Source organism: Microvirga yunnanensis, from assembly GCF_025460875.1.
Map to the genome: position 1 here is coordinate 43,067 of NZ_JAMXFI010000045.1, position 16,502 is coordinate 59,568.

The following is a 16,502-nucleotide window of genomic DNA, read 5'->3' on the forward strand; positions in this document are numbered from 1 at the left end:
AACGTCATCACCGGCCTTGTGCCGGTGATCCCGATTGGTTGTCGCGCCGCGCCTTTCCGTAGCGGGATGGCCGGGACAGGCCCGGCCATGACGAGAGAAATCGCCGAGAGGACAGTCGCGGCTGCGAGAGTTCAGCCGAGCCGCTTGATCGAGCTGATCGGCCCGTAGCTCGTCCGGCGGATACGCTCCTCGGCGACCGCGAGCGGCTCGATCATCACGGTCATGCTGTGGCCGGTGGCGTGGATGAAGTTCGTGGCGTCCATCATCAGCCCCACATGGCCCTTCCAGAACACGAGATCGCCGCGCTGGAGGCCGCTGAGGCCCGGTGTCACCGCGACGGGCGTCCCGAGTGCGCGCTCCTGCATGTCGCTGTCGCGCGGAGCCTCGATGCCGGCGGCAGCCAGCACGGTCTGGGCCAGTCCCGAGCAGTCGATGCCGAGGCTCGTCTTGCCGCCCCAGAGATAGGGCGTGTGCAGGAAGCGCTCGGCGACGCTCACGTAATCGTCTTCGAACGCGTCGAGCCCGTCCAGGTGCGGGGCGAAGACCCAGCCGCCGGTGGCAAGCCGCGCGTAATCGCCCTGTGTTTCCGTCACGGCCACCGTGGAGTTCAGCGTCAGGTAGTCCTGAAAAGGCAGCTTCAGGTTGGGGCCCGGGTAGATGAAGGTCCGGATCGCCCGGACCCTGTGGGTTGGCGCGTCTCTGGCTTCCCCTAGAGCAACGCTCGACAGATAGCCCACATAGCCGTCGCCATGGAGCTGCACCCAGGCCCAGCCCTCGTGCTCGTCGTAGACGGTCACGCTTTCCCCAAAGATCGCCTGCGTGTCGACGGGCGCTTCGCGGGAGGGATGGCGGTGCAGGGGCGAGAACGGGGAGACGATGCGCCTGACCGTCCCGGTGGTGAAACGTTCGGCCTCGACCTGCCCGCGCAGGCGTTCATCGGCCAGGTCTGCGCGGACGGGCGTGATGCGGCGGTCGAAACTCATCGGGACGGCTCCGGAACGATCATGCAATCTTCTACCCTGTTCGAGGCATTTCTGCCATCCGGTCAGACGCCATAGCGCTCCTTCAGGAGAGCATACATGGCGCGGGCCGCCTGAACCTCGCCGCCTTCGGGCCGCGCGGGCCTGGTGGAATTGTTCCAGGCGAAGATGTCGAAATGCACGTGCGCCTGCGCGGACGACACGAAGCGCCGCAGGAACAGGGCCGCCGTGATGGAGCCGCCCATGGGCCCGCCGGTGTTGTTCATGTCGGCGAACTTGGAATCGAGCTGGCTCTGGTAGGGCGCCCAGAGCGGCATGCGCCATACGGGATCGTTCACCGCCATGCCGTGGCGGGCGATGTCGGCGGCCAGCGCATCGTCATCGGTGTAGAAGGGCGGCAGCTCGGGCCCCAGCGCCACGCGGGCAGCCCCCGTGAGGGTGGCGAAATCGACCAGGAGGTCGGGGCTCTCCTCGTCCGCGAGCGCCAGGGCATCGGCCAGGATGAGCCGGCCTTCCGCATCGGTGTTGCCGATCTCCACCGTGATGCCCTTGCGGCTCGGCAGAATGTCTCCCGGCCGGAACGCGTTACCGGAGATGGAGTTCTCGACCGCCGGAATCAGCACGCGCAGGCGCACGGGCAGCCCGGCATCCATGATCATCGAGGCGAGCGCGAGGGTGGCGGCCGCACCGCCCATGTCCTTGCGCATGAGCAGCATCGAGGAGGCGGGCTTGATGTCGAGACCGCCGGTATCGAAAGCGACGCCCTTGCCCACCAGGGTGACGCGCGGCGCATCGGCCTTGCCCCAGGTGAAATCGATCAGGCGCGGCGGCGTGATCGAGGCACGGCCGACCGCATGGATCATCGGGAAGTTTCGCGCCAGAAGATCGTCGCCCACGATGCTGGTGAAGGCGGCGCCGTGCCGCTCGGCCAGTTCCCGTGCGGCCGCCTCGATGCCGTCAGGGCCGAGATCGCTGGTGGGCGTATTGACGAGGTCACGGCTGGCATAGACCGCGTCCGCGATGTGCGAGACCTCGTCGGCCTCGACGCCCTTCGGCGTCACGAGGCGAACCGACTTCTCGCCGCGCTTGCGATAGCGGTCGAAGCTGTAGCTGCCCAGAAGCCACGCGAGGGTCGCGAGCGTCGGGTTCGGCGGGTCGGTCTCGAAGCGGTAGACCCCGTCGGGCAAAAGGGTCGGGAGCTTGCCGACGAGGAACGGATCGTTGTGCCTGGCATCCGTGCCGCTCAGGCCGAAGACGACGCCCGCGAGGCCGCCGTCCGTGTCGGGGAGCAGGCAGTGGCTCCCGGCCTTGCCCTCGAAGCCCTGCGCCTTCGCAAAACCCCGAGCGATCGGCGGGAGCTGCCCGGCGATCTCCGGCCAGGTCCGTTCGTTCACGAGCCAGATGGGCGTCGAGGCGTCACTTGCGGAGACGAGGAGGGGATGGGGCATGAGGTTCGACCTGGACCGTTGAGAACGATGGTTTGGGATGAGGTTTTAAGTGTGGAAGCGACCCGTGTCACCCCGGAGGGCTTCTGACGCCTTCGTGGGTGAGCGCCAGGCACGGGAGCGGCGTAACCGGGTGAGACCAGCCCGTCACACCCGTCCCGTCATGGCCGGGCTTGCCCAGGCCATCCCGATCCGCTGGGGCTCGGCGCCTTTCCGCATCGGGATCACCGGCGCAAGGCCGGTGATGACGCGGGGGAACGATTGGCCGGGAATCCTGCAAGCACATCGCTCCGACCGTGCGGCCTCCACCCTTCATGCCGCCGCAAGGGGGCAGGATCCCTGTCCGGGACGACCGGAAGCGTCACCCCAGGGCGTGCTGGCGCACGATCCGGGCCAAGCCGGCGATGAGGGCCTGCTGCGTGTCCTTGGTCCTGGTCTCGATGCCGTGCCGCTTGAGCGCGTGGGCGTAGAGCTCGGCACGCTCCGGCGCGGCCAGGATCGTCACGGAGGCAGGGCGGCCGAACTGCGCCAGCGCGCCGTTGATCTCGTCGCCGGTCAGCAAACCGGAGAGATAAGGCGCCAGGAGGTTGCTGTTCATCCGCCCCGACACCACGGAGGCGCGGGCGCTGAACAGGAGGTGGAGCAGGCCGACCCTGGTCTCGCCGCTGTTGCGCTCGGCGGCATCCAGGCCGAGGTCGAAGCCTGCCGGGTCTTCCGGCGCGGTGGCCGGTCGCCCGATCATGGAGTGCTCGCGCAGGAGAGCGTACATCTCGCCGGTCATATAGGTGGCGAAGCGCTCGATGCGCCCGTCCCTCATCTCGATCCATTTCGGGTGGGTGCCCGCCGAGCAGATCAACCCGTTCTCGATTCCGGCGCCGAGGACCAGCGTCTCCTCGCCGCGCATCACGTCGGCGGCGCCGGGAGCGGGCTCGCAGAACAGGCCGGGAATGATGTAGCCCCGGCGGCTGTTCTCCAGATCCACCGGCACGAGCGCCCGGGCGATCTCGGCCGGGCCGGCCGGGCAGGTGGCGTAAGGCGCCTCGACCCAGCCCTCGCGGCTTCCCACCATGCCGACGAGCAGCACCGGCGCATCCGGCTCGGCCTTCAGCCAATGCCCGCACTGGCGCAGGAACACGTCCCGGTGCTGGCCTTGTCGGAGGGCCGAGACGCCCTCGTTCGACGAGACCTGATCGAGAATGGTCTCGTCCTCGATCAGATAGCCACGAAAGCGGGTCGTTCCCCAATCGGCGACGATGAAGCGCAAGATGGACGATCCTTGATTAGCGCGTTCCGTACATCCGGTCGCCGGCATCGCCGAGGCCCGGCACGATGTAGCCGTGATCGTTCAGCCGCTCGTCGATGGACGCGGTCCAGATATGCACGTCCGGATGCGCGCCGCGCAGCTTCTCGATGCCCTCCGGCGCCGCGAGCAGGCAGACGAAGCGCAGGTCCTTGGCGCCGCGCTCCTTCAGCCGGTCGATGGCCGCCACCGCGGAGTTGGCCGTCGCCAGCATCGGGTCGAGCACCAGCACCATGCGGTCGGCGAGGTCGCTGGGAGCCTTGAAGTAGTATTCCACCGCCTGGAGTGATTCCGGATCACGGTAGAGGCCGATATGGGCGACGCGGGCGGCAGGAACCAGGGTGAGCATGCCGTCGAGGAAGCCGACGCCCGCGCGCAGGATGGGGGCGAAAACGAGCTTCTTGCCGGCGATCTGCGCGCCTTCCATGGTGGTGAGCGGCGTCTCGATCTGGATGCGCTCCATGGGCAGGTCTCGGGTGACCTCGTAGCAGAGCAGCATGCCGATTTCATTGAGGAGCTGGCGGAAGCCCTTCGTCGAGCGCTCCCTGTCCCGCATCAGGGTCAGCTTGTGCTGAACCAGCGGATGATCGACCACCGTGACGCCCTGCATGCTTTTTCCCTCTTTGATCGTCGTCTGCTGATTCATCTAAAACACTGTCCCGTCACTGATCACGCTGAGAGGGGGCGAGCCGTCGCCGCGCTTCTCCTTCGCCAGTCTCCGCCCCGTCGCCCAGGTGCCGCCTTCCAGCACCTTGGCCAGGGGAAAATCTCCCGCGGCGAATCCTAGCTTCGCCCGGATGGGTTCGGCAATGCGGTCGAGAAGAGCGACGGTCAAGGCCCGCCATTCCACCACGAGCCTGGAATCCACCGCGTGGGCGCGGTCGGCATCGGCCGGATCCTTCAGGGCGATCACGCCCGTGTCGAGGAAGAGGCCGCCGTTGCGGTATTCGGGCAGGCCCGTGAGGCCATCGATGGCGACGACCGTGAAGCCCGCCCATTCGAGCGGCTCGATCAGCGAATAGGACAGCCACTGGGACAGCTTGTGGAACGGGATCAATCCGTTCGTGGCATCCGGCGCCTCCACCAGGGGATGGCGCCAGGTGTCGCCGAGATCGATCCCGCCCAGGCTGATCCGTCCCGGCCAGATCGGTCCGAGATGGGTGAGCAGCGCCTCGAGAATGGATGTGGCCCTGATCTCGTCGTTCTCGGCGGTCGCCGCGATCACGTCGAACAGCCCGCCGGGCCTCGGATCGTCGACCTGCCCGAAGATGTCCGGATTCGTCGCGACGACGCGGCCCAGGCGGTTGAGCAGGGCGGCGCGGCCTTCGAGCCCGACCAGCGGATTGTCACCCGAGACCTGGAAGCCTTCCGCCAGATCGTCGGGCGTGAGGGTCATCAGCACGTCCGCGTCCACGCGGAACGGATCTTCCGGCCTGCTGGAGAAGGCGCCGCTCACGAACAGGTCGAAGCTTGCCACCGCGAGGCCTTCGGAACGGATATAGGTCTCGCCCGTGCGGCCCTCCTCGTAGCGCCATTGCGCGCCCGCGCCCGCGTCGAGCAGGACGGACACGATGGCGAGGTCGAAGGCCGAGCGGGCCATGTCGGCGGCGGTTTCCCAGGGAGCGCCGTGCATCACCGCATCCCAGCGCTCGTGGCCGCCGGCGGCGAAATGGCGCCAGCGGGCGTGGAAGGGAATGTCGAGGGACGGGTAGGCGTCGCGGATCGTCGCCACGACCTCGTCGGCGCAGGGCTCTAGGCGGTCGAGATCGACCGTGAAATGACCGAGGCGTCCCTCGAGCCCGGCTCGCAGGAGCTGGTGCGAGCGGTCGCGCACCGCGGCGGCGGTCAGCAGGCTTCGGGCGGCTTTGGTCTCTGAATACAGGTCAGGCTGGTCCGTCACGCAGGGCTCCGGTGCTCTCGGGTCGGGAGCGATAGCATAGTCTTTCGGCCGCGCAGCATCCCGGCGCGCGACCGTTTGACGAGAAGGTTAAGATGCCGGCGTCAGAACCGCTCCAGATCGCGGCCCTTCACGCGCTCGAGTTCCGATGCATCCGGCGCGCCGTCGGGCGTGTAATAGCCGGCGGCCTTCTTGGCCTCCAGTTCCACCTGCGCGTCCGGCGGCACCAGCTCGGCCGGGATCGGCACGCGCTCGACCACCTCGATGCCCGATCCGGTGATGGCGTCGTATTTCATGTTCGACATGGACATGAGCCGGTCGATGCGCCGAATGCCGAGCCAGTGCAGAACGTCCGGCATCAGCTGCTGGAAGCGCGCATCCTGGACGCCGGCCACGCATTCGGTGCGCTCGAAATAGGTGGAGGCCTGGTCGCCGCCTTCCTGCCGCTTGCGGGCATTGTAGACGAGGAACTTGGTGACCTCGCCGAGCGCCCGGCCTTCCTTGCGGTTATAGGCGATCACGCCGACGCCGCCCTCCTGCGCCTCCCGCACGCATTCCTCGATGCCGTGCACGAGGTAGGGGCGGCAGGTGCAGATGTCGGAGCCGAACACGTCCGAGCCGTTGCATTCGTCGTGAACCCGGCAGGCAATGCGGGTCTTCGGGTCGCTCAGGCGCGACACGTCGCCGACCACGTAGACCGTGATGTTGCCGATGGGCGGCAGGAACACGCTCATGTCGGGCCGGGTGACGAGTTCCGGGAACATGCCGCCGGTCTGCTCGAACAGGGTGCGGCGCAACTCGCCCTCGGAGCAGCCGAAGCGCTGCGCGATGCCGGGCAGGTACCAGACCGGATCGACCGCGATCTTCGTGACCGAGATGTCGCCGGATTCGTGCAGGAAGCCGCCGTCGGCCTTGAGGCGCTTCGCCCCCATGGCGCCGAGGATCTCGGGCATGTTGAGGCGTGCCTTGGTGACCGCGATGCTCGGGCGGATGTCGAGCCCGCCGGCGATCTCGTCCTTGTAGACCTCGCCGACCAGATGGCCCCAGGGGTCGAGGGACACGATCCGGCCCGGCTCCGACCATTGCGGATGCGGGCCGATCTCGGCGGTCGGGTGCGTGTTGTGAAGATCGGGCCGCGCCAGAGGATTGAGCGCCCGGGCCGAGATGGCGAGCGCCCGGTAGAGGGAATAGGAGCCGCCATGGGCGCCGATCACGTTGCGGTCGGCCGGATTGGTCACGGTTCCGATGATCGGGCCGCGCTCCCGGGGATCTGTCGCCCCCCACTTGATCGGATGCTTGATGGTGCCTGCGTTCGGCTCGGGATGGGAGGTGAGCCGGATATGGGTCGAGCGGTTAGGCGAGGTCATGAACGATCTTCCACGCAAAAACGGGAAGACTCCCTCGACCGATCGTCGGAGAGCCTCCATACGATCCTTGGCAGACTGATCCAAAGTTTCGGTGCCGTCAATGGCGGCAGGCGAAGGTGCGGCAGCTTGGCCTTTTCCCAGGACCGATGCCGCTGTTCATCCGTCGTCACCGGCCTCGTGCCGGTGATCCCGATGCGAGAAGCGCCGCCGTTCACCGGAACGGCATGGCCTGGACCGACCCCGGATCGAGTCCGGGGCGGCCATGACGCGGCGGATCAGAGCCATGGGGTGCCTTTGCCGGCGCGGGGCACGGCCAGATGGGCCAGCACGCTCGCGCCGATATCGGCAAAGCTGTCGCGCCGGCCGATCGGACCCTGGGGCACGCCCGTCCCGAAGCTGAGAATCGGCACGTGCTCGCGGGTGTGGTCGGAGCCCCGCCAGGAGGGATCGTTGCCGTGGTCGGCGGTGATGACCACGAGGTCGCCGTCCTTGAGAGCGGCCTCGATCTCCGGGATGCGCCGGTCGAAGGCCTCGAGGGCGGCGGCATAGCCGGGAATGTCACGGCGGTGACCGAACTCGCTGTCGAAATCCACCAGGTTGGCGAAGACGAAGCCGCCGTCGGGCAGATCGTTCATCGCCGCGATGGCGGCGGACAGGCAGGCGTCGTTGCCGTTGGGCTTGACCTCCCGGCCGGTGCCGCGATGGGCGAAGATGTCGCCGATCTTGCCGACCGTGACCACCGGGCGCCCGGCCTTCGTCAATGTGTCGAGGATGGTGTCGGCCGGCGGCGGCGTGGCGAAGTCCTTGCGGTTGCCGGTGCGCTTGAAGCCCGCTTCCGACGAGCCGACGAAGGGCCGGGCGATCACGCGGCCGATCTTGTAGGGGTCGCAGAGCTCGCGCCCGATCCGGCAGAGCTCGTAGAGCCGCTCCAGCCCGAAGGTTTCCTCGTGGGCGGCGATCTGCAGCACGCTGTCGACGGAGGTGTAGAAGATCGGCTTGCCGGTGCGCATGTGCTCGGCGCCGAACTCGTCGATGATGGCGGTGCCGGAGGCGTGCTTGTTCCCGAGAACGCCCGGTAGCGCGCCGCGCGCGATGAACGCCGCAATCAGCTCCTCCGGGAAGGTCGGGACGGTATCGGGGAAGTAGCCCCAGTCGAAGGTGACGGGAACGCCCGCGATCTCCCAATGGCCCGAGGGCGTGTCCTTGCCCTTCGAGGTCTCGACGCCGTAGCCCCAAGAACCCTTGAGGGAGCCCTGGGGCGCGAGGTTCGGCGGTATGCGCCCCGTCGAGGCTTCGCAGGCGAGGCCGAGGCCGAGCGCCGTCATGTGCGGCAGCCGCAGCGGCCCCGCGCGCAGGCCGGCCTGGTCGCCCCGTCCGGCCGCGCAGGCCTCGGCGATGTGCCCGACCGTGTCGGCGCCGGCGTCGCCATAGGCGTCCGCATCCTCGGCTCCGCCGATACCGACCGAATCGAGCACGATGAGAAGAGCGCGAGGCATGTCGTCCTGTCCTTCAAGCCACGAGAATCACGATTGATACGGCATCGCGGGGAAAGATGCGATGCTCTCTAAGGGTGGGGGTGCCCCCCATGATCGTGCCCCTCATGATCGTGCCCCTCATGATCGTGCCCCCCGTGGATCTCGACATGATCATCGAGCGGACATTCCGGGCCGTGATTGTCGGTGCCCGGCCGGTGAACCTCGATCTGCAGGGTCGCATGTCCGATGCCGAAATGGGCTTTCAGCTCCCGCTGCGCCTCGGCCAGGAACCGGTCGCCCGGGTGCCCGCCGGGCATGACGAGATGGGCCGTCATCGCCGTCTCGGTGGTGCTCACCGCCCAGACATGGAGGTGATGGACCCGGGCGACCCCGGGCATGGCCTCCAGGGCATTCCGGACATCGGGCATGGCGATCCCGCGCGGCACGCCGTGAAGGGACAGCGCCAGGGACTGCTTCAGCAATCCCCAGGTGCCCCAGACGATGACGGCCGCGATGACGAGGCTGAGCGCCGGGTCGATCCAGTCGGCGCCGGTCCAGAGGATCGCGAGGCCGCCGAGAACGACCCCGAGGGACACGGCCGCGTCCGCCACCATGTGCAGGAATGCGCCGCGGATGTTCAAATCGTGCTGGCCGCCCATGAAGAGAAAGGCCGTGAACCCGTTCACCACGATGCCGATGCCGGCCACGATCATCATGGCGCCCGCCGCGACCGGCGTCGGCGCGATGAGCCTCTGGATGGATTCCCACACGATGCCGCCCACCGCGACCAGCAGGAGGACGGCATTGAACAGGGCGGCCAGGATGGAGCTCGAGCGCAGCCCGTAGGTGAAGCGCTCCGTGGGCGCGCGACGTGCGAGCAGGGCCGCCCCCCAGGCGATGGCGAGGCCGAGCACGTCGCTCAGGTTGTGGCCGGCATCGGAGAGCAGGGCCATGGAATCGGCCCAGAAGCCGTAGCCCGCCTCGATGGCCACGAAGGCGAGGTTGAGCGCGATCCCGATCGCGAAGGCGCGTCCATGGCCGGCCTGAGGGGCATGGAAATGCCCGTGATGATGGCCGCCTGAATGGTGGTGCGCATGCATGACGGAGAACGTTTGAACCCTATTCTCGAACGGCGTTCGAGGCGGCCGTCTCCAGATTGAAGGCGGCGGCGAAGAGCGCCTTGGTGTAATCGGTGCGGGGCGCGGCGAAGATGCTCTCGGCCGATCCTTCCTCGACGATCTTGCCGTTCTGCATCACCACCACATGGTTCGCGAGCGCCCGCACCACCTTGAGATCGTGGCTGATGAACATGTAGGCAAGATTGCGCCGCTTCTGGAGGTCGCGCAGCAACTCCACGATCTGCGCCTGCACGGACATGTCGAGGGCCGAGGTCGGCTCGTCGAGCATGATGAATTGCGGTTCGAGCGCCATGGCGCGCGCGATGGCGATGCGCTGGCGCTGGCCGCCGGAGAACTCGTGCGGATAGCGGTCCATGGTCGACGGGTCGAGGCCGACATCCTGAAGCGCCTTGGCGACGATCTCGCGGCGCTGGGCGTAGGAGAGCCCCTTGTCCTGGACGAGCAGTCCCTCCTCGACGATCTCGGCCACGGACATTCGCGGCGACAGGGAGCCGTAGGGGTCCTGGAACACCACCTGCAGGTCCTTGCGCATCGGGCGGATCGCCGTTCCGCGCATGCCGTCGATGCGGTTGCCGAGGAAGACGATCGGACCTTCCGACTGCACGAGACGCAGGATGGCGAGGCCGAGCGTGGTCTTGCCCGAGCCGGATTCGCCCACCACCCCGACGGTCTCGCCCCGGCGCACCCGCACGGATACGCCGTCGACCGCTTTCACGTGGCCGACGGTCTTCTGGAAGAAGCCGCGCTTGATCGGGAACCAGACCTTGATCGGCCCGGCTTCGACGATGACCGGGGCGTCGTTCGGAACCGGGTTGGCGCGGCCTTTCGGTTCGGCCGCCAGGAGCCTCTGCGTGTAGGGATGCTGCGGGTTGCCGAACACTTCCGCAATCGTGCCCTGCTCGACGATCTTGCCTTTGAGCATCACGCAGACACGGTCGGCCACCTTTCGCACGATGCCGAGATCGTGCGTGATGAACAGCATCGACATGTTGAGCCTGCTCTTCAGTTCGGCGAGCAGTTTGAGGATCTGCGCCTGCACCGTCACGTCGAGCGCGGTCGTCGGCTCGTCGGCGATGAAGAGGTCGGGTTCGTTGGCGAGCGCCATGGCGATCATCACGCGCTGGCGCTGGCCGCCGGAGAGCTGGTGCGGATAGGCGTCGAGGCGGCTTTCCGCATCGCGGATGCCCACGAGGGTGAGGAGCTCGAGCGTGCGGGCGCGGGCCTGGCGGTCGGAGAGGCCGCGATGAAGCTTGAGGATCTCGCCGACCTGCCGCTCGATGGTGTGGAGCGGGTTGAGCGACGTCATCGGCTCCTGGAACACCATGGTGATGTCGTCGCCCCGGACCTTGCGCATCTCGTTCTCGTCCGCGGCGATCAGGTCCTTGCCCTTAAACAGGATGCGGCCGGACGGATGATGGGCGGACGGGTAGGGCAGGAGCTTGAGGGCCGACAGGGCCGTGACGGACTTGCCGGAGCCGGACTCGCCCACCAGCGCCACCGTTTCGCCCGGCATGACGTCGAACGACACCCGGTCGACCGCCAGCATGTCGCCCGCGCCCTGGCGGAACGCGACGGAGAGGTCCTGGACGGAGAGGAGGGGCTCGGTCATCGGAACGTCTTCCGCGGGTCGAAGGCGTCGCGCACCGCTTCGCCTATGAAGATGAGGAGGCTGAGCATGATGGCGATCACGAAGAAGCCGGCGAGGCCGAGCCACGGCGCCTGAAGGTTGGCCTTGCCCTGCGCCAGCAATTCGCCAAGGGACGGCGAGCCGGGCGGCAGGCCGAAGCCGAGGAAGTCGAGGGAGGTGAGCGTGCTGATCGAGCCGTTGATGATGAACGGCATGAAGGTCAGGGTCGCCACCATGGCGTTCGGCAGGAGGTGCTTGAACATGATGGTGCCGTTGGACAGGCCCAGGGCCCGGGCGGCGCGCACATATTCGAAGTTCCTGGCCCGCAGGAACTCGGCGCGCACCACGCCCACCAGCGACACCCAGGAGAACAGCAGCAGGATGCCGAGCAGCACGAAGAAGCTCGGCGTGATGACGGCCGAGATGATGATCAGGAGATAGAGCGACGGGATCGCCGTCCAGATCTCGATGAAGCGCTGGAACAGGAGGTCGGTCCAGCCGCCGTAATAGCCCTGCACGGCGCCGGCAAGAATGCCCACGATGGATGAAATGCCGGCCAGCGTGAGGCCGAACAGAACCGAGATGCGGAAGCCGTAGATCAGGCGGGCGACGACGTCGCGGCCCTGGTCGTCGGTGCCGAGCCAGTTCCACTCGATGTCGCGGCAACCGGTGCCGCCGGTGCGCTCGGCGATGGGGCGGCATTGCGCATCGGTGAGCATCCAGGTGGGCGGTGCCGGCGCTGGAACGGGAAGGTCGAGATTGTGCGTGTTGTAGGAGAAGCGGATCGGCGCCCAGAGCAGCCAGCCGTTCTCCTGGATCTCCTTGGCGATGACCGGATCGCGGTAATCGGTCTGCGCCAGGAAGCCGCCGAACTTCTCCTCCGGATAATCCACGAAGGCCGGATAGAGCAGCTCGCCCTTGTAGGAGGCGAGGATCGGCTTGTCGTTGGCGATCAGCTCCGCAAAGAGGCTCAAGCCGAACAGGATCAGGAAGATCCAGAACGACCAGTAGCCGCGCCGGTTGGCCTTGAAGTTCTGCAGCCGCCGCCGGTTCAGCGGCGAGAGCCTGATGAAGCCCTCTTTCGGCAGGGGCGGGGCGACCGGCGAGGAGGCCGGCGAGACCAGGGGCACGTTCTCGTTCATCTCACGCCTCCCGGGTCTCGAAGTCGATCCGCGGATCGATCCAGGTATAGGTGAGGTCCGAGAGCAGGTTCACTGCCAGGCCCACCAGGGAGAAGATGTAGAGGTTGGCGAACACCACCGGATAGTCGCGGTTCACGATGGACTCGAAGGAGAGGAGCCCGAGGCCGTCGAGGGAGAAGATCGTCTCGATGAGCAGCGCGCCGGCGAAGAAGGCGCCGATGAAGGCTCCCGGGAAGCCCGCGATGACGATCAGCATCGCATTGCGGAACACGTGGCCGTACAGCACCTGTCGCTCGGACAGGCCCTTCATGCGGGCGGTCAGCACGTATTGCTTGCGGATCTCGTCGAGGAACGAGTTCTTGGTGAGAAGCGTCGAGGTGGCGAAGGCGCCGAGCGCCATGGCGGTGATCGGCAGCACCAGGTGCCAGAAGTAATCGGCGATCTGGCTGTACCAGGGCATGAAGGCCCAGTTCTCGGACGTGAGGCCCCGCAGGGGGAAGATCTGCCAGAACGAGCCGCCGGCGAAGAGCACGATCAGCAGGATCGCGAAGAGGAAGCCCGGAATGGCGTAGCCGATGATGACGATGGCGGAGGTCCAGATATCGAAGGAGGAGCCGTCCCGCACGGCCTTCTTGATGCCCAGCGGAATGGAGATCGCATAGGAGAGAAGGGTCATCCACAGGCCCAGGCTGATCGAGACCGGAAGCTTCTCCTTGATGAGCTCCAGGACCGAGATGTCACGGAAATAGCTCTTGCCGAAATCGAAGCGGGCATAGTCCCACAGCATCTTCAGGAAGCGTTCGTAGGCCGGCTTGTCGAAACCGAACTGCGCCTCGAGCTGCTTGATGAATTGCGGGTCGAGCCCCTGGGCGCCGCGGTAGCGCGAGGACGAGGCATCGCCCGCGCCGACCCCGCCGGGGCTCTGAGCGCCGAAATCGCTCCCGCCGCCGGAGATGCGCGAGGAGGCGCCGGAATCCTGGCCCTGAAGCTGCGCGATGATGCGCTCGACAGGGCCGCCGGGCGCGAACTGCACCAGCACGAAGGAGATGAGCATGATCCCGAGGATCGTCGGGATCATGAGAAGTATGCGGCGTGCGATATAGGCCAGCATCAGGTGCCTTTAGGATTGTCGGCCGATGCGGCCAGGAGAGAGGTCGGTGCAGCCGTCTGTATCGTCCAAGCCTTATCCTCTTCCGATCCGCTTCGCCTTCTCGGCGTCGTACCACCAGGTCCCCGGCGCGCCCGAGGCGAAGCGGGGCTTGGTCTGCGGGCGCGAGAACTGGTCCCAATAGGCCAGCCACTCGCTGGCCCGATACCACATGGGCACCCAATAATGGCCCGAACGGAGGACCCGGTCCAGGGCACGGCAGGCGATGTTCAGCTCCTGACGCGACCGGGCGTTGCCGATCCGCTCGATCAGCGCGTCCACGGCCGGATCGGCGATGCCGGCGAGATTCTGCGCGCCCGGGGTCCTGGCGGACTGGGAGCCGTAGACGGTCCGCAGGCTGTCGCCCGGCGTCGTGGAGCCGCCGAGGGCGCGGCTCGTCATGTCGAAATCGTATTCGTTCAGGCGCTGCTGATACTGGGCCGCATCCACGATGCGTGAGCGCGCATCGATGCCGAGGCGCTTCAGGTTGTTCTGGAACGGCTGGGTGTGGGGCTGGAGCGAAGGCTGAAAATCGAGGAACTCGATGGCGAAGGGCTGGCCGTTCGGCAGCTTCAGCACGCCGCCGTCACGCTTGCAGCCCGCCTGCCGCAGGAGTTCGTCGGCCCGGCGCAGCAGCTGCCGGTCCTGCCCGGACCCGTCGGAGACCGGCGGAACGACGGGATCCGCGAAGACCGAGGCCGGCAGCTTGTCGCGGAAGGGCTCGAGCAGGGCGAGTTCCTCCGGCGAGGGCTTGCCCACGGCCTTCATGTCGCTGTTCTCGAAGAACGATGTGGTGCGCCGGTAGAGGCCGAACATGATGTTGGTGTTCGTCCACTCGAAATCGAACGCGAGACCGATGGCCTCGCGGATGCGCGGGTCCTTGAAGGCCTCGCGGCGCGTATTGAAGTACCAGCCCTGGATGGCAGAAGGAGAATCGTTCGAGATCTCTTCCTTCTTGACCCGGCCTTCGCGCATGGCGGGAAAGTCGTATCCGGTCGTCCAGGTGCGGGAGGTGTATTCCTCGTGATAGTTGAGCGTGCCGTTCTTGAACGCCTCGAACGCGACCGTGCGGTCGCGGAAATACTCGTACCGGATGCGGTCGAAATTGTTCTGCCCCACATTCACCGGCAGGTCCTTGGCCCAGTAATCCGGGACACGCTCGAACTCGATGAAGCGGCCCACCTCGAAGCGGCCGACCTTGTAGGGGCCGGAACCGAGCGGCGCCTCCAGGGTCGAGGCCTCGAAATCCTTGCCCTGCCAGTAGCGCTCGGAGAAGATCGGCATGCCGGCCACGATGAGATGGATGTCGCGGCTGCGCTGCGGCGTGAACTGGACACGCAGGATCTCGTCCGATTCCGCTTCGGCCGACGCCATTTGGGCCAGGAGCTGGCTGAAGACGGGATGCCCCTTGGCCTTCAGGATGTTGAGCGAGAAGGCCGCATCCTTCGCGGTCAGCTTCGAGCCGTCGTGGAAGCGCGCCTCGGGTCGCAGGACGAAGCGGTAGGTGAGCTTGTCGTCGGAGATGCGGACGCTCTTCGCCACGAGCCCATAAAGCGCGTCCGGTTCATCGGCCGAGCCGGCCATCAGGGTGTCGAACGTCCCGGTCATCCCGGCCGCGCCGTCGCCTCGCAGCACGAAGACATTGAGGGTGTTGAAGGTGTCGAAATTCTGATTGCCGGTGGTCTGCTTGATCTGGATCGCCAACGTGCCGCCCTTGGGCGCGGCGGGGTTCACGTAGTCGAAATGCTTGAAGTCCGGCGGCTGCTTCAGCTCGCCGAAGCTCGAGAGCCCGTGCGTCTCCGTCTCGCCTTCCTGCGCCAGGCCGATGCGCGGCAGCACGGCAAGAGCGGCGCCTGCCGCTCCCGTCTTGAGGATGAGGCGGCGGGTGATTGTTCTCATCGCGGAGCTCCCGTCTTGGCGGCCTTCGCTTCATCGTACCACCAGATGGTCGGGAACGCGGCGCCGCCGAAGCGCGGCATGGTGTCGGGATGGCTGTAGCGGTTCCAGCGCGCCGTGCGCTGCTTCAGCGATGTCCATTGTGGGACCACGTAATCGTGGGCGAGAAGGACGCGGTCGAGAGCCTTGGTGGCGGCGACGAGCTCGTCGCGGTTCTTGGCGAAGATGACCCTGTCGATGAGCGCATCCACGCCGGGATCGGCGATGCCGGCGAGGTTGCGCGAGCCGTCGCGCGCCGCCGCCTGCGAGCCCCAGAACTCGCGTTGCTCGTTGCCGGGCGAGAGCGATTGCGGCCAGAGGCCGGTGGCGATGTCGAAGTCGAAGGACCGGGTGCGGTTCGTGTACTGCACGTCGTCGATGGTGCGCACCGAGGCCGCGATGCCGAGGCGGTCCAGGGACGCCTTGTAGGGCAGGAACACCCGTTCCTCGTTGGGGCTGCTGCTGAGCAGCTCCACGGTCAGAACCTCGCCTTTCGCATTGACGCGGCGGCCGTTCTTGATCTCCCAGCCGGCCTCCTTGAGGAGGCGGTCGGCCTCGCGAAGGTTGTTGCGGATCGTCTCGGGCGAGTCGTTGACAGGGTTCGTGTACGGCGTCGTGAAGACGGAGGCCGGGACCTTGTCGCGGACGCTCTCGAGGATCTCCCGCTCCTTGCCTTCAGGCAGTCCGGACGACGCGAGATCGAGCCCGTAGAAATAGCTCGAGGGCCGCTCGTAGAGGCCGTAGAAGATCGTCTTGTTCAGTTCCTCGAACGGGAAGGCGAGGTTGAAGGCGCGACGGACGCGCTGATCCTTGAACTTGTCGCGCCGCATGTTGAGCACGAAGGCCTGCATCACGCCCGTGGCGCGGAACGGGAACTCCTCCAGGATCACGCGGCCTTCCTGGCGCGCCGGAAAATCGTAACCGGTCGCCCAGTTGCGCGCGCTGTTCTCCGTGCGAAAGTCGAGGCGGTCGGCCTTGAAGGCTTCGAGCAGCACCGTCGCATCCCGGTAATACTCGTAGCGGATCTCGTCGAAGTTGTTCTGCCCCA

The 16,502-nt window shown here is 66.9% G+C and carries 13 protein-coding genes; all 13 read right to left on the reverse strand.

The genetic code is table 11. The features are described 5' to 3' along the window. Positions 1-131 precede the first annotated feature (131 nt). Entirely contained in the window at positions 132-983 is an 852-nt protein-coding gene (locus NF876_RS21530) for a C40 family peptidase (RefSeq protein WP_262270678.1), read from the reverse strand. A 62-nt stretch (positions 984-1,045) separates the two neighbouring features. Further along, positions 1,046-2,428: a leucyl aminopeptidase family protein gene (locus NF876_RS21535; RefSeq protein WP_262270679.1), complete on the reverse strand. Its 1,383-nt coding sequence runs from the start codon at positions 2,426-2,428 to the stop codon at positions 1,046-1,048. 358 nt (positions 2,429-2,786) lie between these two features. Continuing rightward, on the reverse strand, positions 2,787-3,689 hold the full coding sequence (locus NF876_RS21540; protein WP_262270680.1) for a 2-dehydro-3-deoxygalactonokinase: 903 nt from the start codon (positions 3,687-3,689) through the stop codon (positions 2,787-2,789). Between the two features lie 16 nt (positions 3,690-3,705). Next, positions 3,706-4,335 (reverse strand): uracil phosphoribosyltransferase, encoded by a 630-nt coding sequence (gene upp, locus NF876_RS21545; protein WP_262270693.1) that lies wholly within the window; start codon positions 4,333-4,335, stop codon positions 3,706-3,708. Positions 4,336-4,371: 36 nt separating this feature from the next. After that, complete coding sequence (locus NF876_RS21550) at positions 4,372-5,625, reverse strand: URC4/urg3 family protein (protein WP_262270681.1); 1,254 nt, start codon at positions 5,623-5,625, stop codon at positions 4,372-4,374. A 101-nt stretch (positions 5,626-5,726) separates the two neighbouring features. Further along, positions 5,727-6,989 (reverse strand): GTP cyclohydrolase II, encoded by a 1,263-nt coding sequence (locus tag NF876_RS21555; RefSeq protein ID WP_262270682.1) that lies wholly within the window; start codon positions 6,987-6,989, stop codon positions 5,727-5,729. Between the two features lie 275 nt (positions 6,990-7,264). Continuing rightward, entirely contained in the window at positions 7,265-8,485 is a 1,221-nt protein-coding gene (locus NF876_RS21560; protein ID WP_262270683.1) for a phosphopentomutase, read from the reverse strand. Positions 8,486-8,553: 68 nt separating this feature from the next. Beyond that, positions 8,554-9,564: a cation diffusion facilitator family transporter gene (locus NF876_RS21565; protein WP_262270684.1), complete on the reverse strand. Its 1,011-nt coding sequence runs from the start codon at positions 9,562-9,564 to the stop codon at positions 8,554-8,556. Positions 9,565-9,583: 19 nt separating this feature from the next. Further along, positions 9,584-11,212, reverse strand: a complete 1,629-nt coding sequence (locus NF876_RS21570; protein WP_262270685.1) for an ABC transporter ATP-binding protein — start codon at positions 11,210-11,212, stop codon at positions 9,584-9,586. Continuing rightward, entirely contained in the window at positions 11,209-12,372 is a 1,164-nt protein-coding gene (locus NF876_RS21575; protein WP_262270686.1) for an ABC transporter permease, read from the reverse strand. Before NF876_RS21575 ends, NF876_RS21570 begins: the two co-directional genes overlap by 4 nt. Position 12,373: 1 nt before the next feature. Next, positions 12,374-13,483 (reverse strand): microcin C ABC transporter permease YejB, encoded by a 1,110-nt coding sequence (locus NF876_RS21580; protein ID WP_262270687.1) that lies wholly within the window; start codon positions 13,481-13,483, stop codon positions 12,374-12,376. Positions 13,484-13,555: 72 nt separating this feature from the next. Next, positions 13,556-15,418: an extracellular solute-binding protein gene (locus tag NF876_RS21585; RefSeq protein ID WP_262270688.1), complete on the reverse strand. Its 1,863-nt coding sequence runs from the start codon at positions 15,416-15,418 to the stop codon at positions 13,556-13,558. Continuing rightward, positions 15,415-16,502, reverse strand: a 1,088-nt coding sequence (locus tag NF876_RS21590; protein ID WP_262270689.1) for an extracellular solute-binding protein, incomplete at its 5' end; no start/stop codon positions are given. The genes NF876_RS21590 and NF876_RS21585, both read right to left, overlap by 4 nt.

What these genes read in the sequence shown, in the direction of transcription:
- NF876_RS21575 (WP_262270686.1), bottom strand. Translation starts at nt 12,372, where the DNA reads ATGAACGAGAACGTGCCCCTGGTCTCGCCGGCCTCCTCGCCGGTCGCC.
- upp (WP_262270693.1), bottom strand. Translation starts at nt 4,335, where the DNA reads ATGCAGGGCGTCACGGTGGTCGATCATCCGCTGGTTCAGCACAAGCTG.
- NF876_RS21560 (WP_262270683.1), bottom strand. Translation starts at nt 8,485, where the DNA reads ATGCCTCGCGCTCTTCTCATCGTGCTCGATTCGGTCGGTATCGGCGGA.
- NF876_RS21555 (WP_262270682.1), bottom strand. Translation starts at nt 6,989, where the DNA reads ATGACCTCGCCTAACCGCTCGACCCATATCCGGCTCACCTCCCATCCC.
- NF876_RS21565 (WP_262270684.1), bottom strand. Translation starts at nt 9,564, where the DNA reads ATGCATGCGCACCACCATTCAGGCGGCCATCATCACGGGCATTTCCAT.
- NF876_RS21585 (WP_262270688.1), bottom strand. Translation starts at nt 15,418, where the DNA reads ATGAGAACAATCACCCGCCGCCTCATCCTCAAGACGGGAGCGGCAGGC.
- NF876_RS21570 (WP_262270685.1), bottom strand. Translation starts at nt 11,212, where the DNA reads ATGACCGAGCCCCTCCTCTCCGTCCAGGACCTCTCCGTCGCGTTCCGC.
- NF876_RS21580 (WP_262270687.1), bottom strand. Translation starts at nt 13,483, where the DNA reads ATGCTGGCCTATATCGCACGCCGCATACTTCTCATGATCCCGACGATC.
- NF876_RS21535 (WP_262270679.1), bottom strand. Translation starts at nt 2,428, where the DNA reads ATGCCCCATCCCCTCCTCGTCTCCGCAAGTGACGCCTCGACGCCCATC.
- NF876_RS21530 (WP_262270678.1), bottom strand. Translation starts at nt 983, where the DNA reads ATGAGTTTCGACCGCCGCATCACGCCCGTCCGCGCAGACCTGGCCGAT.